21 protein-coding genes and 1 tRNA gene are annotated in these 26,757 nt (G+C 53.5%); 12 read left to right on the forward strand and 10 right to left on the reverse strand.

The window, feature by feature from the left end; translation table 11 throughout:
* Positions 1–41: 41 nt before the first annotated feature.
* From hflK to AACY98_RS00105, 4 genes are all read left to right on the forward strand, one after another.
* The gene (gene hflK / locus AACY98_RS00090; protein ID WP_339800035.1) at positions 42–1,688 is read left to right on the forward strand and encodes a protease modulator HflK; all 1,647 of its coding nucleotides are present in this window, start codon (positions 42–44) and stop codon (positions 1,686–1,688) included.
* A 35-nt stretch (positions 1,689–1,723) separates the two neighbouring features.
* Positions 1,724–2,692, forward strand: coding sequence for a protease modulator HflC (gene hflC, locus AACY98_RS00095; RefSeq protein WP_339800037.1), 969 nt, complete (start codon positions 1,724–1,726; stop codon positions 2,690–2,692).
* A gap of 85 nt (positions 2,693–2,777) precedes the next feature.
* A complete protein-coding gene (locus AACY98_RS00100) occupies positions 2,778–3,164 on the forward strand; it encodes a VOC family protein (RefSeq protein ID WP_339800040.1) in 387 nt (128 codons plus the stop codon).
* A gap of 106 nt (positions 3,165–3,270) precedes the next feature.
* Positions 3,271–3,867: a hypothetical protein gene (locus AACY98_RS00105; protein ID WP_339800042.1), complete on the forward strand. Its 597-nt coding sequence runs from the start codon at positions 3,271–3,273 to the stop codon at positions 3,865–3,867.
* An 83-nt stretch (positions 3,868–3,950) separates the two neighbouring features.
* Here the strand turns inward: AACY98_RS00105 and AACY98_RS00110 are convergent, their stop codons facing one another.
* A complete protein-coding gene (locus AACY98_RS00110) occupies positions 3,951–5,027 on the reverse strand; it encodes an NAD(P)-dependent alcohol dehydrogenase (RefSeq protein ID WP_126979355.1) in 1,077 nt (358 codons plus the stop codon).
* Between the two features lie 447 nt (positions 5,028–5,474).
* On the opposite strand from AACY98_RS00110, the gene AACY98_RS00115 reads away from it, so the two are divergent.
* The 5 genes from AACY98_RS00115 to AACY98_RS00135 all read left to right on the forward strand — a co-directional run bounded on the left by AACY98_RS00115 (position 5,475) and on the right by AACY98_RS00135 (position 10,619).
* Entirely contained in the window at positions 5,475–6,644 is a 1,170-nt protein-coding gene (locus tag AACY98_RS00115; RefSeq protein ID WP_339800045.1) for an ATP phosphoribosyltransferase regulatory subunit, read from the forward strand.
* 88 nt (positions 6,645–6,732) lie between these two features.
* Positions 6,733–8,061 carry an adenylosuccinate synthase gene (locus tag AACY98_RS00120; protein WP_126979359.1) on the forward strand — a complete coding sequence of 443 codons (1,329 nt, stop codon included), beginning with the start codon at positions 6,733–6,735 and terminating at the stop codon, positions 8,059–8,061.
* Between the two features lie 23 nt (positions 8,062–8,084).
* Complete coding sequence (locus tag AACY98_RS00125; RefSeq protein ID WP_339800051.1) at positions 8,085–8,603, forward strand: phosphoribosyltransferase; 519 nt, start codon at positions 8,085–8,087, stop codon at positions 8,601–8,603.
* 59 nt (positions 8,604–8,662) lie between these two features.
* Positions 8,663–9,244 carry a hypothetical protein gene (locus AACY98_RS00130; RefSeq protein ID WP_339800054.1) on the forward strand — a complete coding sequence of 194 codons (582 nt, stop codon included), beginning with the start codon at positions 8,663–8,665 and terminating at the stop codon, positions 9,242–9,244.
* Positions 9,245–9,407: 163 nt separating this feature from the next.
* On the forward strand, positions 9,408–10,619 hold the full coding sequence (locus AACY98_RS00135; protein ID WP_339800057.1) for a YeeE/YedE family protein: 1,212 nt from the start codon (positions 9,408–9,410) through the stop codon (positions 10,617–10,619).
* 31 nt (positions 10,620–10,650) lie between these two features.
* On the opposite strand, the gene AACY98_RS00140 is transcribed toward AACY98_RS00135, so the two are convergent.
* Together AACY98_RS00140 and AACY98_RS00145 are read right to left on the reverse strand one after the other, a co-directional pair.
* Positions 10,651–11,877 (reverse strand): MFS transporter, encoded by a 1,227-nt coding sequence (locus tag AACY98_RS00140; RefSeq protein ID WP_339800060.1) that lies wholly within the window; start codon positions 11,875–11,877, stop codon positions 10,651–10,653.
* A gap of 23 nt (positions 11,878–11,900) precedes the next feature.
* Entirely contained in the window at positions 11,901–12,575 is a 675-nt protein-coding gene (locus tag AACY98_RS00145; protein WP_339800063.1) for an alpha/beta hydrolase, read from the reverse strand.
* 106 nt (positions 12,576–12,681) lie between these two features.
* Between AACY98_RS00145 and AACY98_RS00150 the strand changes: the two genes are divergently transcribed.
* On the forward strand, positions 12,682–13,560 hold the full coding sequence (locus tag AACY98_RS00150) for a LysR family transcriptional regulator (RefSeq protein ID WP_339800066.1): 879 nt from the start codon (positions 12,682–12,684) through the stop codon (positions 13,558–13,560).
* Positions 13,561–13,673: 113 nt separating this feature from the next.
* On the opposite strand, the gene AACY98_RS00155 is transcribed toward AACY98_RS00150, so the two are convergent.
* The 4 genes from AACY98_RS00155 to AACY98_RS00170 form a co-directional block, all read right to left on the reverse strand.
* Entirely contained in the window at positions 13,674–16,787 is a 3,114-nt protein-coding gene (locus tag AACY98_RS00155; protein WP_339800069.1) for an efflux RND transporter permease subunit, read from the reverse strand.
* Between the two features lie 9 nt (positions 16,788–16,796).
* A complete protein-coding gene (locus AACY98_RS00160) occupies positions 16,797–17,960 on the reverse strand; it encodes an efflux RND transporter periplasmic adaptor subunit (RefSeq protein WP_339800071.1) in 1,164 nt (387 codons plus the stop codon).
* A gap of 127 nt (positions 17,961–18,087) precedes the next feature.
* Positions 18,088–18,513 (reverse strand): MarR family winged helix-turn-helix transcriptional regulator, encoded by a 426-nt coding sequence (locus AACY98_RS00165; RefSeq protein ID WP_339800074.1) that lies wholly within the window; start codon positions 18,511–18,513, stop codon positions 18,088–18,090.
* Between the two features lie 244 nt (positions 18,514–18,757).
* Positions 18,758–18,842: transfer RNA gene (locus tag AACY98_RS00170), tRNA-Leu, on the reverse strand.
* 389 nt (positions 18,843–19,231) lie between these two features.
* Between AACY98_RS00170 and rnr the strand changes: the two genes are divergently transcribed.
* On the forward strand, positions 19,232–21,505 hold the full coding sequence (gene rnr, locus AACY98_RS00175; protein ID WP_423817505.1) for a ribonuclease R: 2,274 nt from the start codon (positions 19,232–19,234) through the stop codon (positions 21,503–21,505).
* Positions 21,506–21,527: 22 nt separating this feature from the next.
* Here rnr and nth read toward each other — a convergent pair whose 3' ends face one another.
* Positions 21,528–22,172, reverse strand: coding sequence for an endonuclease III (gene nth, locus AACY98_RS00180; protein WP_126979496.1), 645 nt, complete (start codon positions 22,170–22,172; stop codon positions 21,528–21,530).
* Between the two features lie 230 nt (positions 22,173–22,402).
* Here nth and AACY98_RS00185 point away from each other — a divergent pair, with 230 nt between their 5' ends.
* Positions 22,403–23,668 (forward strand): multidrug effflux MFS transporter, encoded by a 1,266-nt coding sequence (locus AACY98_RS00185; RefSeq protein WP_339800080.1) that lies wholly within the window; start codon positions 22,403–22,405, stop codon positions 23,666–23,668.
* A gap of 87 nt (positions 23,669–23,755) precedes the next feature.
* Here the strand turns inward: AACY98_RS00185 and AACY98_RS00190 are convergent, their stop codons facing one another.
* Together AACY98_RS00190 and AACY98_RS00195 are read right to left on the reverse strand one after the other, a co-directional pair.
* The gene (locus AACY98_RS00190; RefSeq protein ID WP_339800082.1) at positions 23,756–24,502 is read right to left on the reverse strand and encodes a tetratricopeptide repeat protein; all 747 of its coding nucleotides are present in this window, start codon (positions 24,500–24,502) and stop codon (positions 23,756–23,758) included.
* 120 nt (positions 24,503–24,622) lie between these two features.
* The gene (locus tag AACY98_RS00195; RefSeq protein ID WP_339800085.1) at positions 24,623–26,569 is read right to left on the reverse strand and encodes an ABC-F family ATP-binding cassette domain-containing protein; all 1,947 of its coding nucleotides are present in this window, start codon (positions 26,567–26,569) and stop codon (positions 24,623–24,625) included.
* Positions 26,570–26,757 lie beyond the last annotated feature (188 nt).

Genomic DNA, 26,757 nt, shown 5'->3' on the forward strand with positions numbered 1-26,757 from the left:
CCCGAACATCAAGAAAGACACAATCTTATCGTATGTCAAGCATGACCCATTTATCAACGCCTCCCAAGACCATCTCCATATGGCAGCGCCTGCTTGCGGTGTTTAACCTGAACGATCCGCAATGGGGGCGTCCAACCAAGCCTCAGAATGATGATTCGCGTGAAGGCGATCAGTCTGGTTCGCCGCAAGGAGACCGGGAACCTGAGGATGATCAGGATGGGCGTAAAGGGCAATCGGACAATCAACCTGGACAGCAGGGCAAGCAGCCTGATGGCCCCCCTGATCTGGATGAAATCTGGCGTGATGTCAGCGGCAAACTGGGAAGCTGGTTTGGCGGCGCAGGCAATGGCGGCAAAGGTTCCGATTCTAACGGTGGCGGTAACAGTGGCAACAACGGCGGCTGGGGCGGCGGTAATGGTAACGGTTCTTCCGGTAACCAGCGCCCGCCGATGCAGGTCAGTGGCAAAGGTGCCGGCATAGGCGTGGGCTTCATCTTGCTGGTGATTGTGGCAGGCTGGCTCGCCTCAGGTATTTTCACGGTGCAGGAAGGCCAGAAATCCGTTATTTTGACTTTCGGCGAATATACGCGGGAAGTTGGGCCTGGTCTGCAGTGGCATTTGCCGTATCCGATTCAAAGCCGCGAGACGGTAGCCACCGAACAATTGCGCTCCATCAATATTGGCAACAGCAACATCAATAGCGTAACCGGGCTGAGCAACGCGGCCATGCTGACACAGGATAAGAATATTCTGGAGATTCGCTTCACGGTGCAATACCGTATCAATGACATTCGCAAGTTCTTATTTGTGAATGCCCAGACGGAAGACGCTGTGGTGCTGGCTGCCGAGTCTGCCGTGCGTGAGGTGGTGGGCAGCACACCGATGGATATTGTGATTAAGCGTGAAAGCTGCCTGCCGCTTGCAGGTGAGCATCTGGAGGCCTGGGATGATCCCTGTTTTCTGATGAATCCGCGACGTGTGGTTGCTGGGAATGATTTTGGTATGCAAACCAGCACACTGACGTTAGAGGAAAGCGCCCCGCCCGGAGTGAGCAAGCGGCAAAGTCTTGCCGCACTGATGATGAGCTCCATTCAGAACCAGTTGAATAAGCTCAATGCCGGTATTGAAGTGTATAACGTGAATATTCTGGATGTGCAGGTACCGGCGCAGGTGAAGCCTGCGTTTGACGAGGCACGCAGTGCGACAGCCGAAAAAGAAAGCCGCATCAACGAAGGTCGCGCCTATGCCAACCAGCGTGTTGCATCGGCAGAGGGGGTTGTTGCACGCCTGCGGGAAGATGCAGGAGCCTACCGGGCACGCGTAACAGCACAGGCACAGGGCGACACGGAACGCTTTTTACAGATTTATGAACAGTACCGCTTGGCTCCAGAGGTGACCCGTAACCGGATGTATCTGGAAACCATGCAGGATATTTTTGGCAACGTGACCAAGGTGATAGTTGATTCGCGCAATAACAGCATGCTGTATCTGCCGTTGGACAGAATTCTGAACCAAAGCAATGCGGCGCCAGGTGCCAGCGGCAGTGGTGGAACAGCTCCCGCAGCACCAGCGGCAGCGGCGCAGCCATCTTCTTCTGACTCGCCACTGGCCTCCAGTAACAATACCGCTATCAATGGATCGGCGTTGGGAGATCGCTCCAGAGATGCGTTTGGTCGGGATCGTTATTAATAAATTCGCGAGATCAATCAAAAAAGGATAAAACAATGAACCGTATTGCCATGATCATCGTGACTTTGCTGGTACTGCTGTTTGTCGGCAGTACGATGATCTTTACTGTTGACCAGCGTCAGATCGGCGTGGTGTATGCCTTTGGTAAGGTACGCTACATCATTAATGTCTCATCGGATCTGAATGCGTTGTGGGATGTCAAATCACTTTCGGCCGAGCGCAGCAGCGATGGAGAGATCGAGTTTATCAACAAACCCGGACTGCATTTCAAGCTGCCGGCACCATTCCAGACCGTTGCGTATATTGATAAACGCATCCAGACGCTGGATAACGCAACGCCTGTGGAAATTCTGACATCAGAATCCAACATGGGGCTGATTGTGGACTGGTTTGTGAAGTGGCGTGTGGTGGATGCCAAGCGCTTCATCGAATCCAACAACGGCACAGATATGCGTACAGCCGAAGCGAAGCTGGTTTCCAACGTACAACGTATTTTTAACGAGGAAGTTGCCCGCCGCAGCGTACAGGCCGTGCTTGACAGTGACCGCCAGCGGATCATGAGCGCCGTGCAGGTGGGGCTCGCGCCTATCGCGCAGGACATGGGCATTCTGATTGAAGATGTGCGTGTGCGCCGGGTTGATTATTCCGCGTCCACTGCGCCCAAGATTTTTGAGCAGATGATTACCGAGCGTAAGAGTCTGGCGGAAAAGCTGCGTGCGGAAGGTAATGCTGAAAATGAAAACCTGCGTGCCCAGGCCGACAGAACCTATCAGGAAAAAATTGCAACCGCTTACCAGGAAGCCCAAAATGTGATGGGTGAGGGGGACGCCCAGGCGACCCGTACTTTTGCCGATGCATTTGGCAAAGACCCCCAGTTTGCTGATTTTTATCGCAGCCTGCAGGCGTATCGCGCGAGCTTTCGCGGTAAAGATGATGTAATGGTGCTGGACCCGAACAGTGAATTCTTTAAATTCATGGGCGCGTCGCAGACCGGTGGGCGTTAACCTGGCTAACCTGGTTTAAGCAGGGTTGGATGTTCTGATTTAAAAGTGCCACGTCAACGTGGCACTTTCAGTTTATAGGGACGATATGAACTTTCAAATTGATCACCTGGATCATCTGGTTCTGACGGTCAAAGATGTGGATGCGTCATGCCGGTTTTACGAAAAAGCGCTTGGCATGAAGGTGGTGACTTTTGGTGCTGGGCGTAAAGCGCTGAGTTTTGGTCATCAGAAAATCAATCTGCATGCATCTGGTAAAGAGTTTGAGCCCAAAGCGGCTCATCCGACACCAGGCTCTGCCGATTTGTGTTTTATTACCCGGCAGCCGTTGGATATTGTCATGCAGCATCTGGCGACGGTTGGTGTTGCCCTGCTTGAAGGGCCGGTTCAGCGTACCGGTGCAACGGGGCCGATCGTTTCGGTGTATCTGCGTGACCCTGACCAGAATTTAATCGAAATTTCGAATTATGTTTAAACTGTGACAAGTCTTTGTATTTACCGGGGTGGAGGATATGTCGCAATATAAATGGGTATGCTTTTCGTGCCAAACGGCTGTACGCCGGCCAGCAATGGATCGGAATGTGCGTTGTTTTAGCTGCGGGCAGCCTTGTGAATGCCTGGGTGTGCGCATACCGATTCCACCCAAAAGCAAACCCAAGTTATGGAAGGCGCTGCAACAGCAGATATGTCACAACCGTATTCAAGGATATGAGCGCTGGAGGCATTGGAATACCCGGCGTATCCATGCTTTGGAATTCCAACTGGAAAAACTGCGCCTGGATAAGCGGCGTCCTCGCCGGCACAGCGAGGTTCTGAAGCTGGAGACCCAACTGCACTATGCCAAAACGCTGCAGCCTGATGCTGCTGCGCAGGAATGGGCAACTGTTCACAGACAGATTCAGCGTTACAGCCACAGCAGCCGTCCTTTGGTGTCGGAGCACTGGGAAATGCCGCGCGTGCAGGCGTGGCTCTCAGGGCAGCAAGGAAATCTGCTGCTGGTTTTTGAAAAAGATCATGTGGTGTGCAATGTTTCTGCGCAGGAAATACTGGCGTTGCTTGAGCAGGAAGTGCCGCAACCTTCTGCCCTTCATGAAGGGATCATTGTATTTCCGCCCCATTTTTCATGGGCACTGTTTGTTTACCCCGAAAGTCGTTTTTCTTATCTTGAGGCTGCATAAAAACAGGCTGCCGCAGCAGCCTGTTGTAAGAGCAAATCCAACCCTGCATTTCAGATATCAATGCAGAGTTGTAGACTTTTCGCTTAAGGTTTAACCGCGATCTTCATCACACCATCGCGCTGGTTGGCAAACAGGTCGTATGCAGCCTCAATGTCGTCCAGTTTGTAATGGTGGGTGACCAGGGGGCGCAGGTCAACCTGGCGTGCTGCCACCACAGCCAGCAGACGGCGCATACGTTCTTTACCGCCAGGGCACAGGCCGCTGAGGATATCGATATCACCCAGACCGGCACCATAAGCATCCAGCGGGATCTTCAGGTCGTTCGAATACACACCCAGGCTGGAAAGTTTGCCGCCCGGACGCAGAACGCGCAGACACGATTCAAACGTGGCCTGGGTGCCCAGCGCTTCAATAGAAACGTCCACACCACGACCATCGGTGAGGTCCATGATTTTCTCAACCGGGTTGCATTCTTTGAAGTTGACGGTATCTGTGGCGCCCAGTTTTTTGGCAACGGCCAGACGTTCCGGAATGGCGTCTACCGCGAAAATGCGTGTTGCACCCATCAGCTTGGCACCTGCCACAGCACACAGGCCGATCGGGCCGGTGGCAAATACGGCAACCATGTCGCCGATACGCACATTGGCACGTTCAGCAGCAGAGAAGCCGGTGGACATGATGTCAGGACACATCAGCACTTCTTCATCGGTCAGGCCATCAGGAATGGGGGCCAGGTTGGCCTGCGCATCGTTGACCAGAATGTATTCAGCCTGAGAGCCGTCAATCGTGTTACCGAATTTCCAGCCGCCCATCAGTTTAAAGCCGGTTTTGGTATCCGGGCCATCCTGTGAGGCGCAGCCGCACATACAGGCGTAGCTGTGCATGCTGGGGGTGATGGCCCCGGCGATGACGCGCTGGCCTTCTTTAAAACCGGTCACTGCGGACCCCAGTTTTTCAATGACGCCGACCGGCTCGTGACCAATGGTCAGGCCTTTGGCAACCGGGTATTCTCCTTTTAAGATATGAACGTCTGTACCACAAATGGTGGTGGTGGTGATTCGGACCAGAGCATCCAGCGGACCTACGTCAGGAATAGGTTTTTCTTCTAATACAATGCGATTTTTTTCAACAAAAACTGCTGCTTTCATCATTTTTGCCATATTTGTCTTCTCCTTACGTCAGTCAGACTCTTTAAGAATGCTGTCCAGAATTATTGAAACAGCTTACATTCAAAGTCTTATATAAGACTTTGAATTGATTCGCACATCCTATTACAAATTGCCGTGTTTGTATATCATTTCCGAGAGTATCATGCAATCATGCGGTGCAAAACATAATTGCTTGTTATTTCAATATGTTAGGTATTATTTTCGTTTTGGATCGGGTGCAGAGACGCGATGCGATGAAATGACTGTGAGTATGGTCAAAATGGAGATTTCGCGTCGCAAAACAATCGCTTCCTTATTGATAAGCTCATTTTTAATGAGCGAATGCGACACCATTGTCAAGTTTAAAGGAGCCTATATTGAAGCAGAATAAAAAAAGAAGCTGTGCAATCTTGCACGACGGCGTAAAATCCAATTTTTAAGAACCTCTGTTACCGATAAATGTCTGCTTGGTTACTGCCAGAGTCCATCGCTGATGTATTGCCCTCAGAGGCAAGACGTATTGAGGATTTGCGGCGCGAACTGTTGGATGCTGCCCGTTGTTACGGCTATGAGCTGGTGATGCCGCCTATGCTGGAGCATCTGGAATCACTGGTGGGTGATAACCGGCAGGCGCTCGACCTGAAAACATTCAAGCTGGTTGACCAGCTCTCCGGGCGAATGCTCGGCGTACGCGCAGATACAACGCCCCAGGTGGCACGGATTGATGCCCACCTTCTAAACCGTGAGGGCGTGGTCCGGTTATGCTATTGCGGGCCGGTTGTACATACCGTGCCTTCCGATTTACACAGTACCCGTGAACCGCTGCAGTTCGGCGCCGAAATATATGGCCATGCCGGGCTGGAGGCTGACTTGGAAACGCAGTCTCTGGTACTGGAATCGCTGACCCGTATCGGGGTGCCACATCTGACCTTGGACATGGCCGATATCCGCATTGTGCGCAGCCTGCTGGGCGGGGTTTTTGTCGATGCGCATACATTTCACCAGGTTTATGCAGCACTTGCCAACAAAGACGCAGGTGAGCTGCAGGCGTTGACGCGTACGTTCCCGGCAGAGGTGCGTCAGGCATTACTGGCATTGTTAAACCTGTATGGTGATGTTGCCGTACTGGACGAAGCCGCGCGGATTTTACCGCAACGCACGGCCATTACACAGGCACTGGCAGACCTGCGCTGGCTGGGGCAGCATATTGGTGAGCAGTATGGCGCCCGTGTGAGCTACGATCTGGCAGACCTGCGCGGTTATGGTTACTACACAGGCGCTCGTTTTGCGGTTTATGCGCAAGGGTATAGCGACGCGCTGGCACGCGGTGGCCGTTATGACGAAATCGGTGCCATTTATGGACGCACCCGTCCGGCTGTGGGGTTCAGTCTGGATATCAAGTTACTGACTTCTTTGGCACATGACCCCGGGTTAATGCCGGCGATTCTGGCGCCCTGGAGTGTGGATGCCGCGCTGACGAAAGCCATTGCCCAATTGCGGGCACAGGGCGAAGTGGTTGTGTGCATGCTGCCCGGACATGAGCAGCGCGTAGATGAATTTCAATGTGACCGCATTCTGGTGCAGCAAGGTACTGACTGGGTTGTCAAACCTTATGCACCCAATGCATGAGCAGGTCTGTGGATAACCAGGGAATTTGAGCAGCAGGCCTGGCCTGCATGATTTGGATGTGAATTTTCAACTGAATACGGAGAATGCAATGACCCCAACAGGACGTAATGTAGTGGTCGTCGGCACGCAGTGGGGCGACGAAGGCAAAGGGAAGCTGGTGGACTGGCTGGCAGAGCTGGCGCAGGGGGTGGTCCGCTTCCAGGGGGGGCATAATGCCGGGCATACACTGGTGATCAACGGCAAGACAACGGCCCTGCACCTGATCCCCAGCGGTATCATGCATCCGTCTGTGACGTGCTTTATTGGCAACGGGGTGGTGCTTTCTACCGAAAAGTTGCTGGAGGAAATTGCACAACTGGAAGCTGCAGGCATTGAGGTTCGTTCACGTTTGCGTATCAGTGAAGCATGCCCGCTGATTTTGCCGATTCACAGTGCATTGGACATTGCACGTGAAGCGGCGCGTGAGCGCGGGGGCAACCAAAAAATCGGTACCACAGGGCGAGGCATTGGCCCGGCTTATGAAGATAAGGTAGCGCGCCGCGCATTGCGCGTGCAGGATATGAAGCACCCCAAGCGTTTTGCCGAGAAGCTGGAAATACTGCTGGACATGCATAATTTTGCACTGAAAAACTACCTGAATGCCACACCGCTGGAATTCCAGCCGATGTATGACACAGCCATGGCACAGGCCGAGCAGATCAAGCCGATGATGGCCGATGTGTCGCGTGAGCTGAATGAACTGTGGCGTGAAGGCGGCAACCTGCTGTTTGAAGGCGCGCAAGGGTCATTGCTCGATGTGGACCACGGCACGTATCCGTATGTGACATCCAGCAACTGTGTTGCCGGCAACGCCTGTTCCGGCGCGGGTGTTGGCCCGCAATTGCTGAACTATATTCTGGGTATCACCAAGGCGTACTGCACCCGCGTGGGCAGCGGGCCGTTCCCGACCGAGCTTGATATTCATGCAGAAGGTTCTGTGGGGCGGCATTTAAGCACGGTGGGTGCGGAAAAAGGCGTGACCACCGGGCGTGAGCGCCGCTGTGGCTGGTTTGATGCAGCGCTGCTCAAGCGCTCGTGCCAGATCAATGGCATTTCCGGGTTGTGCATTACCAAACTGGATGTGCTGGATGGCCTGGATGAACTCAAGCTGTGCGTTGGTTATGAGCTCGATGGTGAGCGCATTGACATGCTGCCTATGGGGGCCGATGAAATTGAGCGCTGCCAGCCGGTGTATGAAACGATGGAAGGCTGGAAAGAAAGCACGTTCGGCATTACCCAGTACGACAAGCTGCCGATGAATGCCAGACTGTATCTGCAGCGCATTGAACATCTGGTCGGGGCTCCGGTGGACATTGTTTCTACCGGTCCGGATCGTAAGCAGACGATTTTATTGCGACATCCATACCTGGCTCATTAATCATCGTTGAGGGAGTTGATGCCATGCTGACTGAAGACGGTAAACACCTGTACGTATCCTGGGACGAATACCATGATCTGATCGAAAAACTGGCCATTCAGGTTTATAAGTCAGACTGGGAGTTTGATCAGATTCTGTGTCTGGCCAGAGGCGGGACACGTCCGGGAGATATTCTCTCACGTGTGTTTGACAAGCCGCTGGCCATTATGGCAACCAGCTCTTACCGTGATGAAGCCGGCACGCTGCAGGGGCGTCTGGATATGGCCAAGTACATCACCATGCCCCGCGGTGAGCTTGGCGGCAAGGTGTTGCTGGTGGATGATCTGGCCGACTCCGGCGTGACATTGCACGCAGTGGTTGACCGCTTGCGTGCTTTGCCGTCTATCGAAGAACTGCGCACCGCCGTCATCTGGCAAAAAGGCATTTCCAAATTCATGCCGGACTATTTTGCCGAAGCATTGCCAACCAGCCCCTGGATTCACCAGCCATTTGAAATATATGACACCATGCGCCCGGCCAAACTGCTTAGTAAGTGGAAGTAACCGGCTGTTATTCATCAAATAACAATTGCAGGCAGACTGTGCTGGGGCTAGGGGGCCGGATGGCTTCGCTGTTGCGCGTTGGTGAATATGAGGCGTCATGCGTTGTCAACCATGGCGCTTTTCCTGTCTGGCGCAAAATTGCCGTTGCGAACATGGCAGCAAGCAAATCATCATCAGGGACAGAGTCAATGAAAACTGCATCGGTGAATGGACTGACAACGGATTTTTCCCTCATCGGGCAAATGGATGGTGCACAGCACGGGTTGTGGAATGCGGTGGTTGAGCTTTGGGCATGGGCCATGAAGCAGGAGATCAGCCTGATCCGTCAGGCCATCCATCCCGGTTATTGTGGCTGGGTCATTGGCCATCCTGCCGTGCAGAATTATGAAACCGGTGTTTTGTCAGTCGGGCCCGATTCCCCGCGTGTGATACGGTGTTGCCTCAAGCCGGTGGGTGTGGCCGTATTCGATCACTGCGCAGGTGTGGCGCATTACTGCTATGAAGCGCAGGTGCAAATGCCGGATAGCTCCAGCGGTTCCAGCAGCCAGATCTGCGGGCGCTGGAGTGAGTTTTACATGCAGCAATCCGGCAAATGGCTGATGGTCTCGGTCAGCGGTGGCCCTGACGGGCAGCGCCAATGAGCCATGGTTGCATCATGGTTTCTGTGTGCCTGACAAAAGAAATAGCGTTTAGAAACAGAGCGCTATTCTCTTATGCCCTGAAGTAATTTATTTATCATATTTCTATCGTTTGTCAGCATAAAAAGCAGTTCTAGAATGAAATTTTTCATGATCTGGAGCTGCAATGAATATTGCCATTCCTTGGACGACTGAGCGAAAACCTGTTGCCGCACTGGCGGCAGTGACGCTGCTGGCAATAACAGCACTGTTGCTGCTGAACCTGGTCAACTGGCGTCAGGCGTTGCTGTTTCTGGTGGGCGCTGCATTGGGGCTGACGCTGTACCATGCTGCTTTTGGCTTTACATCGGCCTGGCGGGTGTTCATCCGGGACCGGCGCGGTGCCGGGCTGCGGGCTCAGATGGTGATGCTGGCACTGGCTGTGCTGCTGTTTTTCCCGGCGCTTGCGGCCGGCAGCCTGTTTGGGCATCCGGTTGCAGGGTTTGTTTCACCCTTGAGCGTTTCAGTGGTTGTCGGCGCTTTCATTTTTGGCATTGGTATGCAACTGGGTGGCGGCTGCGCATCCGGAACGCTGTTTACCGTTGGCGGCGGTAATGCGCGCATGTTGGTCACGCTGTTATTTTTCATTATCGGTTCGGTTATTGCCACCCAGCATGTGGACTGGTGGTTTGCTCTGCCGTCGCTGCCTCCGGTTTCTCTGGTGAATGATGTCGGGCTGGCGCCGGGGCTGCTGATCAGTCTGGTACTGTTTGCCATCATTGCCGCATTGACTGTGGTGCTGGAAAAACGCCGCCATGGTGCTTTGGAGCAGGCGGCGCAAGCCTCACGGCATGGCGTGGCACGGTTCTGGAAAGGCCCCTGGCCTTTGATCTGGGGGGCGGTTGCGCTGGCGTTGCTGAATTTTGTCACACTGGCGCTGGCGGGCCGCCCATGGGGTATTACTTCGGCATTTGCGTTGTGGGGTGCCAAGGCGGCGCAGGGGCTGGGTATCTCGGTTTCAGACTGGGCATTCTGGCAAACGGCTGCCAATGCCAAGGCGCTGGCAGCGCCGGTGTGGGAGGATATCACAAGCATGATGGATATTGGTATCATGCTGGGGGCTTTTCTGGCCGCTGGTCTGGCCGGGCGTTTTGCACCCAACCTGAATATTCCGCGCCGCTCCTTGGTTGCCGCGATTATTGGCGGGCTGATGCTTGGCTATGGCGCACGTTTGGCCTATGGTTGCAACATTGGCGCTTATTTCAGCGGCATTGCCTCGGGCAGCCTGCATGGCTGGCTGTGGCTGGTGGCGGCATTCTTTGGCAACAGTGTGGGGGTTTATTTGCGCCCGTGGTTTTTCCCCGGAGAACGTCAGCCCAAAACACTGAGTGCTTGCTGAGGGCTGCGCATGATTGGAGCAGGTCAGCGGGTCAGCCTCTGACCTGTTTCACATACAGGTTTTTCTGCCTGAGCTGCTTGACCAGTATGGCAGTCAGTATGACACTGACGCCTGCGACAAGGGCCAGCACAGCCAGTACGCCCTTGGAACCGGCCATTTCAAACAACATGCCAAAAATGAAGGGTGTCAGTGCCTGGGCCACCAGCGACGGGCGTGCAATTTTTCCCATGACCAGGGCAAACTCCTGAGGTTTGAGAATGGCCAGCGGCAACGTTCCCCGAACGATCGAGCGCAGGCCGTTGCCGGCGCTGTATACAATCACTGCCCATGCGGCATAGGCCGGTAAACACAGCAGCAGGGTAACGCCTAAAAAAACCAGCACAACAGAGATGAGCAGCGACCAGATCGGATGGCTGATGCGCACCATGATATCCACGACACGTGCTGCCACCTGCGTCGGGCCGATCAGTGCGCTGATGGCAATGGCCGCCGACAGCGTAAACCCGTCTTCCTGCAGCAGGTCAATCAGTTGTACCGTTATGACGGTCATGGCCACGGCGGACAGCATGAAGATACATGACATCAGCGTATAAACTGTCCGGTCAATCGTGATTGGCGGTGTTTCTTTTTGATCCTTTGGCGGCGGGCTTTTTGCGACCTGAGGTAAGGAGCGCCGATAAATCGGAAAAATGGTCAGCGCCAGAAACACCGCCCATATCAGGCAAGTATGGCGCCAGCCCAGATGGCTTACACCCAATGCCAGCAGCGGCCATACCAGTGTGGTGCAAAAACCTGAAATCAATGTGATGGTGGTGATGGCTTTTTTAGCGCCAGTGCCATAGGTATCGCCCAGTGTGGCAAACAGTGCATCGTACAGGCCCATGGACATGGCGACACCTAAAATACACCATGACAGAATGAAAACCACCAAAGACGAAGACAGTGCCATGACTGCCAGCCCAAGAGCGGTGACCACCCCACTGAGTGCCAGCACGTTTCTGCCGCCTTGGCGTGCAATGTATTTGCCGATGTAGGGCAGCAGAACACCGGAGATAAAAATACCCAGCGAAAGCGAGCCATAAATCCATTGGCGCGACCAGCCTGTTTCCTGCATGATGGGGCGCGCCAGCACAGCCAGCAGAAAAAACGAACCGCCCCAGACAAAAATCTGGGCAAACCCCATCCAGAAAATAGCAGCCAATGAAGGCTGTGCACCGTCCTGGCTGATGGAAAACAAAGACTTTAATCGGTGTATCATGACGCGCTCATACACAGTTGCATTCAAGCCGCCTGCAGCGCAAGATGCTGTAGTAGCACGCGCGTCACACCATCCAGACAGCCTTTGAAAAAGTGGTCTGTTCCCGGAAAAACAATCACCGGGCGGTGCTCGGCCCGTGCCCATTCCAGCACGTTGGCTAACGGTGTGACCGTATCATCCTGCCCATGAATCAACAGGGTGCGTGCCGGTAACGGCAGGGCTTCATAAACCCTTCCTGCGGCGGTGTTGCCAACCGGCAAGCCCATCAGGGCGATGGTATCGGCCGGTTGTGTTTGTTCAAGCTGGCAGGCGGCTCTGGCGTACACATATGCACCAAATGAAAAGCCGACCAGCGCCAGCCGCAGGTCCGGGAATACCGAGCGCATGTGGGCTATAACAGCCAGCGTATCTTCGGCTTCCCCGATACCCTGGGCATATGTGCCGTCTGAACGGCCAACACCCCGAAAGGCCGGGCGAACGGTAATCCATCCGTCAGCACACAGATTTTTAGCCAAAGTGTGCGGCACAATGTGCCTGGGTGTTCCACCCAGCAGGGGTTGCGGGTGGCTGACCAGTGCCACCCCCTTGATTTCTGCAGGCTCGGCAGGCATATCCATCGTGATTTCAATCTGGCCTGCGGGGCCCTCAATGAGTAACTGGCTTCGTTGGGCCTGTGTGGTTCTAACCTGCGTATCCATACCTGTGTGTTAACCCGTCATCAATCAAGACCTGCATATTTTCACATTGACCTGCTATTGTGTCTAATATATTAAAATAGCGATACCCATACTTTTAAAATATATTATGGAGTTAAGACACCTGAGGTATTTTCTGGCGGTCGCCAAAGAAGGTAACATCACCCGTGCCGCGCAACAGCTGCACATCGGACAGCCACCTTTAAGCCAGCAGATTAAAAGCCTTGAAGATGAGCTGGGCGTCAAACTGTTTCAGCGTACCCCGCATGGGGTGGTGCTGACCCCGGCAGGGCAGGCGTTTGAGGTGCAGGCAGCCTATGTGCTGGAGCAGGCTGAGCATGCAAAAAAAACAGCTCGCCGTGCCGCGCAGGGTGAAATCGGGCAACTGCGGCTGGGGTTTACAGGATCGGCCCCGTTTAATCCGGTGGTTCCTGCGGCCATCAACGCGCTTAAAAAACGCTTCCCTGCTGTTGAACTCACCATGGAAGAAGCCAATACGCCCCAGTTGCTGCAAGGGCTGGTGGAGCAACGGCTGGACGCAGCTTTTATTCGCCCGGCATTTTATGCCCCCGAGGGCCTGCAGTTCTACCGGCTGGCCGATGAGCCGATGAAAATTGCCTTGCCGTCCACCCATGCGCTGGTCAGAAAAAAATACCTGAAAGCCAAGGACTTGATGGATGAATCTTTTATCCTGGTTCCCGGCCCGCCGGGCACCACGCTGTACAGCGAAGTTTTTGAACTCTGCCATGCCCAGGGCTTCAGCCCGCGCATCAGCCAGCCGGCACCACAGATTTCTTCGGTGATCAATCTGGTTGCAGCGGGGCTGGGTATCTCTATTGTTCCGGCTTCCTTATCGCAGATCAGGCTCAAAGGTGTTTGTTATAAAGACTTTGTGCCACCAGCACCTATTGCACAACTGGCATTTGCCTGGCTGGACCAGGACAACGGTGTCGTGCGAAGGCTATTGGAAATTGTGCAGCGCCTGTAGCAGGGTAGCTGAATGGTCGTGTGGTACCTGTTCTGTTTTGAGATGATTGTCTGTACGTGCATTTGAAAACTACTCAAACACACATACAGGCAATTCCTGAAAATGATAAGGCGTTATCCCGGGTTCTGTTGGGCATGAGGCGTGTCCGGACGTTCTTTTTTGGCAAACAGCCGGCCTACCAGCAGGAAAAACAGAGGGACAAGGACAACGGATAAAACCGTGGCTGTCAGCGTGCCGCCGAGGGTGCCTGTGCCGATGGCGATGCGGCTGTTTGCCCCCACGCCGGTACTCATGGCCAATGGCAGTACGCCTGCGGCAAAAGTGAGAGCGGTCATCAGAATAGGCCTGAAACGCAGTATGGCACCCTGGCGGGCAGCTTCCATGAGGCTGAGTCCGGACTTGTGCGCCTGGTCTGAAAATTCCACCATCATGATGGCATTTCTTGCCGACAGGCCTATGATGGTCAGCATGGCCACCTGGAAGTAGATGTTATTTTCAAGCCCGCGCCAATGTACGGCCAGCACGGTTCCCACCGCACCCAGCGGGATGATCAGGAGCACGGCAATCGGTACCGACCAGCTTTCATACAGGGCCGCCAGGCAAAGGAAAATAACCAGTATCGAGATGCTGTAGAGCAAAATGGTCTGTCCCGAAGCCTGTTGCTCCTGGTAGGAAAGCCCGCTCCAGGCATAAGAGGCTCCGGGAATTTCGTCCATGATTTTCCCCACCGCCTGCATCGCGTCCCCGGAACTCATGCCCGGGCCTGCGGCTCCCTGAATGTAATAAGCCGACACGCCGTTAAAGCGCTCCAGCGTTTCCTGGGTTGGAATCCATGATGTTTGCGTAAACTCCGAGTAGGGCACCATTTGGCCCGCGTTGTTCCGCACGCTCCAGGCATTTAGGTCTTCGGGTCTGGAGCGGAATTCGGCACTTGATTGCATATAGACTCTTTTAATGCGGGAGCGGTCGATAAAGTCGTTGACATATTCGCCGGCCCACGCAACATTTAAGGCGTCGTACATATCATCAAGGGAAATACCGTAGGACAGTGCTTTCTCATTGTTGAATGCAAGGTGCAACTGCGGTACCCGGTAAGCATTGTCCGAGCGGACGTTTGCAAGGCTCTTTTCCTGCGCGGCGTGTTCCATGAAAACATTTTGCAGCGATTCAAGCTCTGCCCTGTCTGTTCCGGCAAGGGCTTGCAGATAGAGTTCAAAACCATCCGTTTGCCCCAGCCCCATGATGGGTGGCGGGCTCAGTACAAAGATTTGTGCATCGCGTATGGAGGACAGGCGCTGCATGGCCCGCATGGCAATGCCATCGGCACTATTTTGTGCTCCGGGCCTTTCTGACCAGTCTTTTAGCGAGATGAACGCCATGCCGGAGTTCTGATTGGATGAGTTGAAGCCAAAACCATTGGTGATGAAAACGATCTGTACATTGTCTTTCTCCTCATCGAGGAAGTAGTTCTCTATCGCTTTACCCACCTCGTTGGTGCGAGACATGTCTGCACCTGCCGGCAGGGTATATTGGCAGATGAGGATGCCCTGATCCTCATTGGGCAGAAAGCCGGTAGGCATCTGCATGAGAAACAGCAGGCAGCCTCCAGATATCACTACGTACGCCACCAGCCAGCGCACCGGCCTGCGCAGGGTTTTGTCGATCTGTTTTCCATAATGTTCCAGGCAGCGGTTAAAGAAACGCTGAAACCGGCCTTCGGCTTTCTTTTGCTCCTTGAGCAGCAGGGCGCACATGGCGGGTGTGAACGTCAGGGCCATGAACACGGAAAGCCCCATGGACACAATGATGGTGACGGAAAACTGCCGGTAGATAATGCCTGTTGAACCGCTGAAAAATATCATCGGAATAAACACCACCATGATGATGGCGGTAATGCCCACAAGCGCGCCAGTGATCTCGCGCATGGATTCTATGGTGGCCTCTCGCGGGGAAAGATTCTTCTCCCGCATGAGGCGCTCCACATTCTCGACCACGACAATGGTGTCATCTATCAGCAAACCGATGGACAGTACCATCCCGAACAGCGTCAGCGTGTTAATGGTAAAGCCCAGCGCATACATGACGGCGAAGGTTCCCAGCAGCACCACAGGCACCGTCAGGGTGGGAATGATCGTGGTTCGCCAATTGCCCAGAAAAATGTACATGACAATGGTGATGAGCACCACCGCTTCGATCAGGGTTTTGACCACCTCCCAGATGGAGAGCTTCACAAAATCGGAATTGTCATTGGTATAGGCGATGGCGTAGCCTTCTGGCAGATTTAATTTGACTTCTTCCATGAGCGCACGGACATTGGCAGAAGTCGCCATGGCATTGGCCCCGGAGGTCAGTTGCACGGCAAGGGCGGCAGATGGATGCCGGTTCAGGCTGGTAACAGTGCTGTAGCTTTCGCTGCCCATTTCTATTCTGGCTACATCACCGAGCTTGACAACGGAGCCATCGGGCTTATATTTGATGATGATGTCGCGGAATTGCGCCGGCGTTTGCAGCATAGAAACCGCAGTGACCGTAGCGGTCAGGTTTTGACCCGGAGCCGCCGGCTGATCGCCGAGCTTGCCCATGGCGACCTGCCGGTTTTGCTGTTCTATGGCGGTTCGCACGTCAGAGGGCATGAGGTTGTAGGAACGCAGCTTCATGGGGTCGAGCCATATCCGCATGGCGTACTGCTGGCCAAAAAGCTGAATATTGCCAACCCCGTCAAGGCGTGCGAGCCGGTCCTGCACATTGCTTACCAGGTAGTCAGCCACATCGTAATTGCTGTCACGGTCTCTTGTATCGTAAAGCACCACCATCATCAGGATATTGCCCTGCGACTTCTGCACCGTGACCCCTTGCTGCTGAACCATGGCGGGCAGGCGGGTGGTAACCTGTTGTACTTTGTTCTGAACCTGAACTTGCGCAATATCCGGATCCGTGCCCTGCTCAAAAGTGAGGGTAATGCTGCTTTGGCCGGAAGCGCTGCTGGTGGATGAGAAATACAACAGGCCGTCCAGCCCGGTGAGCTCTTTTTCAATGACCTGGGTCACCGTGTTTTCCACGGTTTCGGCAGAAGCCCCCGGATAGGTTGCAGAAATACTCACTGTTGGCGGTGCAATATCGGGGTACTGGCCTTTGGGAAGCATGATGATGGAAATGCTTCCGAACAGCATGATGATGAATGCAATGACAATGGCAAAGATCGGACGGTCGATGAAAAAACGCGGCATGCTGGTTCCTTATTTTCCAAAGATCGTTGCGACGTCTTGCGGATAATCATCAACTTCTGTTGTGAGCTCTACCGGCCTGACAGTGTCTCCCGGCTTAATCCGGCTCAGTCCTTCCAGCACAACCCGATCTCCGGCCTGAAGACCTTCAAAGATAATCCATGCATTGCCGACGGTTGACCCTGTCACGACCGAACGCTCTTCGACCACGTTGTCTGGCGTCAGTACCATCACCGTGCCTTCTTCTTTGGCGTTCATCGTGACGGCCTGTTGTTTGACCAGCACCGCATTGTCATGCACAGCTTCTGCGACAATGGCCCGCACAAACATGCCTGGCATGAGAATGCGACGGGTATTGGGGAACGCGGCCCGCAATGTGACTGCGCCCGTGGATTCATCTACAGCGATTTCCTGCAGTTGCAGCGTGCCTTTTTCTTCATATATGGTGCCGTCTTCCAACTTGAGCTGTACCTCGGCATTGCCGTTGCGCAGTGCATTTCGTTCCAGAAGCCTTTGCAAATGCAGCCTCTGCGTGCCAGACTGGGTAATGTCTACATAAACCCGGTCAAGGCTGTGAATGGTTGCCAGGGGTTCGCTCTGGTTGGTAATGACAAGCTGGCCCACTGTGACGTTTGAAATACCGATAAATCCTGAAATAGGTGCTTTGATTTCTGTTCGCTCAAGATTAATCCGGGCTGTTTCCAGGAGCGCCCGTTTTTCCTCCACCACGGTCAGGGCCTGCTGATAAGCCGCCACGGCATCGTCCACTTCCTGCTGTGCAATGCCGCCTTGTTTTGCCAGTTCCGTGTAGCGTTCGCTTTTCAGACGGGTGGTTGTGATGTTGGCTTCGGCATTTTTGAGAGAAGCCATGGCCTGATTGAATGCAGCACGATAGCTGTCAGCGTTTATCTGATACAGCACTTCCCCTTCTTTGACATATCCGCCTTCGGTAAAAAGACGCGCCTGGATGATACCGTCAACCTGCGGACGTACATCGGCCTGCAAAGAGGATTTCACCCGCCCTGAAAGCTCTTGCTGAACGGTCACGCTCCGTGTCACGACCGTGACAACCCCCACTTCTGTCGGAGGCATTGCCAGGTTGTCCGGTTCTTTTTGGTCGCAGCCACCAAGCGCCAGAATTGCTATGAAACAGATCAGAAAGTGTTTCTTGACCATAAATGCACCTTGTATGAGTCCAGAATGAAGCGTTTTCCAATGGTTGGTGGCCGACAGTACGAGAAAAGCAATCAAATTAAAAAATCTTGAATATTTATGTAACATGCTACATATATAGTGAAAAAAATTACTGAATGTTGTGCAAAAGCTTAGTTAATAACAATCGGAGGGTATCTTTTTCCTCTTTGGAAAAATTGGCCAAAATGAGCTTCTCCATGGCTACCTGGTTAGTCCGTAAATTGTCCCAGAAAGAGGCATCGCGCTGCGTCAGGAATACATTTCTGATTCTTCGATCGGCAGTTCCAGTCTCAGTCCGGATAAATCCCTTGGCCTCCAGGCGGCGTAGCAGTCCTAATACGGTGGGATGAGAGACTTGCAGGCTTTCCTCAATATCTTTGTGTGAAGTCAGTTGCCTTGTTTTTTCCCGCTCACGCAGCAAAATGAGCACCTTGACTTGCGATAAGGTCAGGTCGATGAGCTTCAGATTCTGATTGGCCTTTCTGTAAAGGCATTCATCAATCTGTTTAATGAGGTATCCAACGTCATTTTTCATATTGAATATTATGTAGCATATTACATAATATTGCAAACTACGGGTACTGTTTGGAAACGTCTTTAAATAGTCAGCTTCAGCAAGAAAGCAAAATGGCCGGAGAACTTCTTGTGTATCAGAAAAAAAGTTGGTGCCAGACAGACGAGTTTCCTGAGTTTGGAAACCCAGTAGTCTTTAGAGAAATGGTGTGGGAGAAAAGAAAAATAAAAAAGCAGCTCTGAGAGCTGCTTTTTTATTTGGTATATGGTGCCCAAGAGAGGACTCGAACCTCCACGGAGTTACCCGCTAGTACCTGAAACTAGTGCGTCTACCAATTCCGCCACCTGGGCTAAGGAGATGAATTCTAGCACAGTTTTTAAATAAACAAAGCGGTTTTTAAAAAATGTTTAAAAATAAGGGCATTGTGTGGCATTGGGTCTTCATGGAAAGTGGCAATGATGCCCGGAACTGTCATACAATTGGCGCACAGACCAAAGAGCGTGGAGAATTAAGGCTGTATCAAGCCCTCCTGCTGCCGGCAATCAGGATGATCTATCCTATGGTGGGCAAAGGGAAATAAGAATGATCACGCCCATGTGGATGTAATCTCTACAAAAATATAGAGGTATGTGGGGTGTTTCTTATACTGGCATTGTGCTGGTATGAATAATCTGTTGTCTGTGAGTTATTTGGGCGGCAGATTGTCAGAGGCAGTCCTGAATTTAAACGATGAAGGTTTATTATCATTAAGAAAATTAAAAAAGAAATAAAGCACGATGTCATTGAAGGTATTGTGCAGGGACATCGCGATGGACATGGATTTATTGTGCGCGATGATGGCGGGCCGGATTTGTATGTGCCCTCGCATGTGATGCATACGGTACTGCACCAGGACCGGGTGAAGGCGACCATTGCCAGCTATGACCGCAAAGGGCGGCCAGAGGCAAATATCACTGAAATTGTGTCGCGTCAGCAAAAGCTGATTATTGGCCGTTTGTTGCAGGAAAATGGTGTATGGCTGGTGGCCCCGGAGGATAACCGTTACCCGCAGGATATTCTGATTCCGGAGCAGGCGTTGGCGCATGCCGAGTCGGGGCAGGTGGTGACGGTTGAGTTGACCGAGCCGCCTACGCTGCATAGCCAGCCGGTAGGCCGGATTGTGGAGGTGTTGGGGCAGATTGACGACCCCGGCATGGAGATTGAAATTGCGGTGCGTAAATACAATGTGCCGCATGTGTTTACTCCCGAAGCATTAGAGCAGGCACAGGCATTGCCCGATAAGGTAAAGCCGGCTGATTGGCGCAGCCGGGTGGATTTGACCGATGTGCCGCTGGTAACCATTGATGGCGAAGACTCGCGTGACTTTGACGATGCGGTTTACTGCGAGCCGGCGCGTGTGGGCAAAGGGCAGGGCTACCGGTTGCTGGTGGCGATTGCCGATGTGAGTTTTTACGTGAAGCCGGGAACCGCATTGGATGATGATGCCTATGACCGGGCCACATCGGTTTATTTTCCGCGGCGGGTGATTCCGATGCTGCCGGAAAAAATATCGAATGGGCTGTGCTCGCTGAATCCGGATGTGGAGCGGCTGTGCATGGTTTGCGATATGCTGATTACGGCGCAGGGCAAAGTGCATGCGTATCAGTTCTATCCAGCCGTGATGAAAAGCCATGCGCGGCTGACGTATACCGAAGTGGCCGCCATTCTGACCAATACCAATGGCCCGGAAGCGTTGCGCAGGTCTGAACATGTGCAGGATCTGCTGCATCTGTACGAGTTGTACCAAGCACTGTACCAGGCCAGAGAAAAGCGTGGTGCAATTGATTTTGATACGGTTGAAACGCGGATCATTTGTGATGAGGCCGGACAGATTGAAAAGATAGAACCTTACGAGCGTACCGAAGCGCATCGCCTGATTGAAGAAGCGATGTTGGCTGCCAATGTGTGCGCGGCAGAGTTCATAGAACACCATAAACGCATTGCGCTGTTTCGTGTGCATGAAGGGCCGACACCGGAAAAACGGGAGTTGCTGCAAAATTATCTGCGTGCCATTGGTGTGGACATCACCTTGTCGGAAGAGCCGACAACTAAGGAGTTTCAGCGCATTGCCGAGCTCACCAAAAACCGGCCGGATGCCAGCCAGATTCAGATGATGCTGTTGCGCTCTATGCAGCAGGCGATTTATTCGCCGATCAACAGCGGGCACTTTGGTTTGGCGTATACGGCCTACACACACTTCACCAGCCCGATCCGGCGTTATCCTGACCTGCTGGTGCACCGTGTGATCCGGGGGATTCTGGCCAACCGCAAGTACAAGCTCGATGATCGCACGGCGGTCAGCAATCTGGAGTCAGCCCCTAAACCGAAAGAGGCTGCAGCGCAGAAGGGCGGCAAGCCGCATACCGGGAATACTGGGAGCATGGCGCTGACGGAAATGGAGCATTGGGTAGTTGCCGGGCTGCATTGTAGTGCCAATGAACGCCGTGCGGACGAGGCTTCCCGCGATGTACTGGCCTGGCTGAAGTGCGTTTATATCCGCGAGCATCTCGGAGAGGAGTTTACCGGAACGGTCAGTGCGGTGACCAGCTTCGGATTGTTTGTGCAGTTGGAGTCCATGTATGTGGAGGGGCTGATCCATATTTCAGAACTGGGCGGGGACTACTATCGCTTTGATGAGTTGCGCCAGGAGCTGCGCGGTGAACGTACCGGTGTGCGTTATGCACTGGGCACCCGTGTGCATGTGCAGGTCAGCCGGGTGGATCTGGATGGCCGGCGTATTGATTTCCGGTTGGTGCCAAACGGCCTGGCCGGGCAGAGCAAACCTGCGTCTGCGCAAAACAAGGCTGCTTCCAAGAATGGCAAAGTAGCTAAAAAGGCGAGCCAGTCTGCCAAACATGGACAAAACGGCGGGACCGGTTCTGCGCTGGACCAGTTGAAAAGCGCAGTCAAACGTGCGGCGCATAAAGCAACCAAGGCCGCTAAAATACGCAGGCCCAAAGCCAAGCATAATTAATGGGGGCGGGTTGTTTGCGGTTTTATTTTGTAGGCGCTGCTGTTTTGGGTTTGTAGTCGCACCATTGGCTGACCTGGCATTCCCAGCAGCGCGGCTTACGCGCCACGCACACATAGCGGCCTAACAAAATGAGCCAGTGGTGCGCGTGCTGCTGATAAGCTGGTGGAACGCGTTTCAGCAGCTTTTGTTCTACTTCCAGCGGTGTTTTTCCGGGTGCAAGCCCGGTGCGGTTGCTGACGCGGAAGATGTGTGTATCCACTGCAATGGTCGGGTCGCCAAATGCTACATTGAGTACAACATTGGCAGTTTTTCTGCCAACGCCGGGTAATGATTCCAGCGCTTCGCGGTCGTGCGGCACCTCTCCATGGTACTGGTCAATCAGGATCTGGCAGGTTGCCAGTAAGTTTTTAGCTTTGTTGCGATACAGGCCAATGGTCTTAATGTATTCGCAGAGTGTGTCATAGCCCAGGGCAAGCATTTTCTGCGGTGTGTTGGCGATCGGGAAAAGCACGCGTGTGGCTTTGTTGACACCGACATCTGTCGCCTGTGCAGAAAGCAGCACCGCAGCAAGCAGCTCAAAGTTATTGTCATATTCAAGCTCGGTTTGCGGATGCGGGTTGGCTGCAGCCAGTGTGGCAAAAAAGGGGACGATATCTGCTTTTTTCATGGGGTGATTTTGAGAGAACAGGAGTAACAGATCATATTGTAAAGGGCGAATGCCAAGGCCGTGCATGGCAGGGTACAAGTGCATGCACAGCCATCAGACAGAAGCGTGTTGAATGCAAAAACGGTACACAGATTGGATACCCCCGCACAAAGCGGCAGCACTCCGACTGTCCTTATAATCGTTCGGTAATTGTCACGGGCTGACGCGGCTCGATAGTGATCCATCAAAATATGAATAAATCAAATCTACTTATTGCTTTGGTGCTGGGGTTTGTGAGCGCCCTGGGGCCGCTGGCTATTGATATGTATCTGCCGGCGCTGTCCTCAATGGCCCACACCTTGCAGGCAGATGAAGGGATGATGCATCAGAGCCTGATGTCTTTTTTCTTCGGGCTGGCGTGTGGTCAGTTGTTCATGGGGCCAATGTCAGACAAGATTGGTCGCCGTAAAACAATCCTGATCGGTATTTCGTTGTATGCGGTGGCGGCCTTGGGTTGTGCATTTGCAGAGAATGCGCAAACGCTGGTGATACTCAGGGCGGTGCAGGGCATTGGTTCATCAGTCGGTATGGCTGTCGGTTTGGCCGTGGTGCGTGATTTGTATACAGGCATACAGGCCGTCAGGTTGATGTCGCTGATGATGCTGATTATTGGTGTGGCACCTGTATTGGCACCAATGATGGGGGCGGCCATCATCAGCCACCCGGCGCTTTCATGGCAGATGATTTTTATCACGATGGGGACAGGGGCGGTTATTTCCATTGTGCTGATTGTGCTGTTTTTGCCTGAGACATCCACGCCACAGCAGCGGGCCCAGTTTCGGCTTGGGCAAACGCTGAAAAACTATGGCACGCTATTGCGCAGCGGTAAGTTCATTCCTTTTGTGACAGTTGCCGCGTTAACGCAGGCAGGTTTTTTTACCTATATTTCAGGTTCTTCTTTTTTCTTTACTGAGCTGCATGGGCTGAGTCCTCTGAATTACAGCTATCTGTTTGCGCTGAATGCCGTAGGAATGATGGTGGCTGCGCAGACCAGTTCACGCCTGATTGCTCGTTTTGGTACGATTCGCGTGGTGCGTGTGACAGGGGTTATCTATGCTGTGTGCAGCATTTTATTGCTGCTGATGGCGGTGATGAAAGTGCAATGGTTGCTGCCGTACTGTATTGTGATTTTCATTGCCGCGACGATGATTCCGATTATCATGCCATGTTGCGGCATGATGTCTTTGGCTGCCTGGGGCGCAATTGCCGGGACGGCATCTGCCATGATGGGGGCGCTGCAATTTGGCAGCGGCTCGCTGTCTACCGGGCTGGTGGGCATTTTCGCCAATGGTACAGCCATCCCGATGTTTACAGCCATGACGGTGTGTTCGGTGCTGGCGCTGGTGTTTTCGTATTTATTGTGGTCCAAGCAGTATGCGATGGAGGTTAGTGAACGCAAGCCGCATCCAGTGCCACCGCAGACCGGTGTAAATGCCGAGGGACAGAAACCGGTCTGAAATGCCGTAGCAGATCCTGATATATAACGGATTCTGAAACAGCGTTGTTTCAGACCATTCGGCGCGGAGCCAAAATCAACCGCGAAGTTATTCCAGATTTTTGAGCAGGCGGTTTGCCTGTGCCAGGCAGTCCCTGTGCATCTGTTTGTAAAACTTGGGCGCAATGCGCGCGTAGTTTTGTATTTCTTCCAGTTGCTGGCGTGCTTCTGCGGGGCGGTTTTGTTGTTGCAGCAGCTTGGCGTAAAAGTATCTGGCATCAGGGCCGGAATAGTATTCAACCAGTTGCTGATACGTCTGTGCCGCCTGATCCAGCTCGCCAAGCTCGTGCAGCGCCCGAGCCTGCAGCAAATGACCATCTTGCGAAATATAGCCGGGGTTGTTTTGCAGCAGGTCTTTCAGGCTGGCGAGACAGCCGGTGTAATCTTTGGCCTGAAACTGTGCCTGTGCCAGTTTCAGCAGTGTATCGGGGTTGTGCGCATCACCGCCGGAAAGGGCTTCCTGATAATGCGTAATGGCTTCATCATATTGCCCCAGTTCAACCAGTTCATCGGCCAGATTGACCCGGCTTTGCGCCGTATCGCGCAGGCTGAGTTCACCACGCAAAGTCCGCAGATTGCGTGGTGCGTTGATGGTATGGCTTAATTTTTTAACGGCACGCTTTCCCTGCCGCGTACCCAGCATACCGGGGGCAAGCACCATCAGTGCATAAATGGCGCATCCTAAAAAAGAGGTGAAAAGAATCAGAATCAGCCAGGTGCGTTCCTGCCCTGTTTTAAAAACATGGATGATACAAATGGCCTGGCAGATGATGGAAAGCGCAAAAATAATCGGCATGGTCTATTGAACTGTCAACTACACGGATATTACAGATACCAGCGATTATAGGGGAGGAACCGGCTGTATCTGCACTTTTGTCACCATCCGGCGACAGAACTGTGCAGCGTTGCGGCTGTTTTAGGCAGATGCACCCTGTTCCAGCGCCTGGATTTGTTCGGACAATTCGAGCCAGTGCTCTTCTATGGTCTGCAGCTCATCGCCTAACACTTTTAATTGTTTGCCGGCGTCCACAATGGTTTCTGAGGGCAGGTCAGGCGTGGCCAGTTGTGCTTCAAGCTGTGTGCGCAAAGCGTCAATTTCGGCCATGCGCTTTTCAATGGTGGCTACTTCTTTTTTGAGCGGACGGGTCTGCTCTGCAATCTGCTGGCGGCGCTGGGCAGCGAGCTTGCGCTCTTCGCGGGAATTAATGACCGGGCTTTCTGCAGAAGGTTGTTCCGTTTTTTGCGGGGTGCCAGCCGATGCAAGCGCTTCGCGTTGTTGTTTGGCATGGTCAAGCAGATAGCGTTGGTAATCGGTCAGATCACCGTCAAATGGTCGCAGGCCGCCTTCTGCCACCAGCAAGAATTCATCGCAAACCGAGCGCAGCATGGCGCGGTCGTGCGAAACCAGCATCACAGTGCCTTCAAATTCATTGAGTGCGATAGCCAGCGCTTCGCGGGTAATCAGGTCCAGATGGTTGGTCGGTTCATCCAGCAGCAGGAGATTCGGGCGCTGCCATACCAGCATGGCCAGTACCAGGCGAGATTTTTCACCGCCGCTCATGGTGCCTACGGGTTGTTTGACCATGTCATCGACAAAACGGAATCCGCCTAAAAAGCTGCGCAGATCCTGTTCGCGCGCTTCGGGTGATATGGTGGCTGCCAGACGGACCATGTGCTGCAATGCATTGTCGTCATGGCGCAAAATATCCAGTTCCTGCTGTGCAAAGTAACCAATGCGCAATCCCTTGCCCTGGGTGCAGCGGCCCGCCAGTGCAGGGATCTGCTGGGCAATGGTTTTAACCAGGGTGGATTTGCCTTGTCCGTTGGCACCCAGTATGCCAATGCGCTGCCCTGCCAGCACAGAGCTCTGAACATGCGAGAGAATGACTTTGTCGTTGTAGCCGCAGGCCACATCGTCCAGTACCAGCATTGGGTTGGGCAGGCTGTCAGGCTCTTTGAATTCAAACTGAAAACTGGATGCGGTGATGACCGGTGCAACGCGTTCCATGCGCTCCAGTGCTTTGATACGACTTTGCGCCTGCTTGGCCTTGGTGGCTTTGGCTTTAAAGCGGTCAATGAATTTCTGCAGGTGCTCAATCCTGTCCTGTTGTTTGTCAAAAGCCGCCTGCTGCAGCAAAATGCGCTGCGCCCGCTGTTCTTCAAAAGCCGTGTAACCGCCGGTGTAGCGTGTCAGTTGCGTGTCTTCCAGATGCAGCGTGACCTGTGTGATGGCATCCAGGAATTCGCGGTCGTGCGAAATGGTGATCAGCGTGCCCTGATAACGTTGCAGCCATGATTCCAGCCAGACCAGCGCATCCAGATCCAGGTGGTTGGTTGGTTCGTCCAGCAGCAGCAGATCTGCCGGGCACATCAGGGCGCGTGCTAGTTGCAGGCGCATGCGCCAGCCACCGGAAAAGCTATTGACCGGCTTTTCAAGTTCATCGGGTTTAAAACCCAGCCCCAGCAGCATGGCCTGCGCGCGTGCCCGGGCATCAAAGCCATTGGCTTCGGCAATGTGCAGGTGTGCATTGGCAATGGCTTCTCCATCGCCTGAAACCTCGGCCTGGGCCAGTTCTTGTTGCGCGGCGGCCAGAATGCTGTCGCCGGCAATGACAAAGCCGGTGGCATCCTGCGCGGTTTCGGGCATTTCCTGTGCCACTTCAGCGATCAGCCAGCGTGGTGGCATTTCCAGGTCGCCGTTGTCAGCTGTAAGCAGCCCGGTCAGCAGCGCAAACAAAGAGGATTTGCCAGCGCCGTTGCGCCCGACCAAGCCGATCTTCTCGCCCGGATTGAGCGTGACATTGGCCTGTTCCAGCACAATTTTGCTGCCACGTCGCAAGGTGAGATTTTTCAGTTTGATCATAATTCGTTTCAAAACAAGATAAAAACCGCAAAGTGTTGTTGCAGGTATCAGACCTATAGTTTGTGTTAACACGCGCTAGTCAATACGCTGTCCGGTAAATCAACCAGGGAGTGTTTTTGCGGCAGGCCGCGTACAGGAGCGGCCGGGGGACATTATCGCACGACTTTTCTGCCAGTGCGGCTGAGAGT

It is taken from the genome of Saezia sanguinis (assembly GCF_963921665.1).
GTDB lineage: Bacteria > Pseudomonadota > Gammaproteobacteria > Burkholderiales > Burkholderiaceae_C > Saezia > Saezia sanguinis.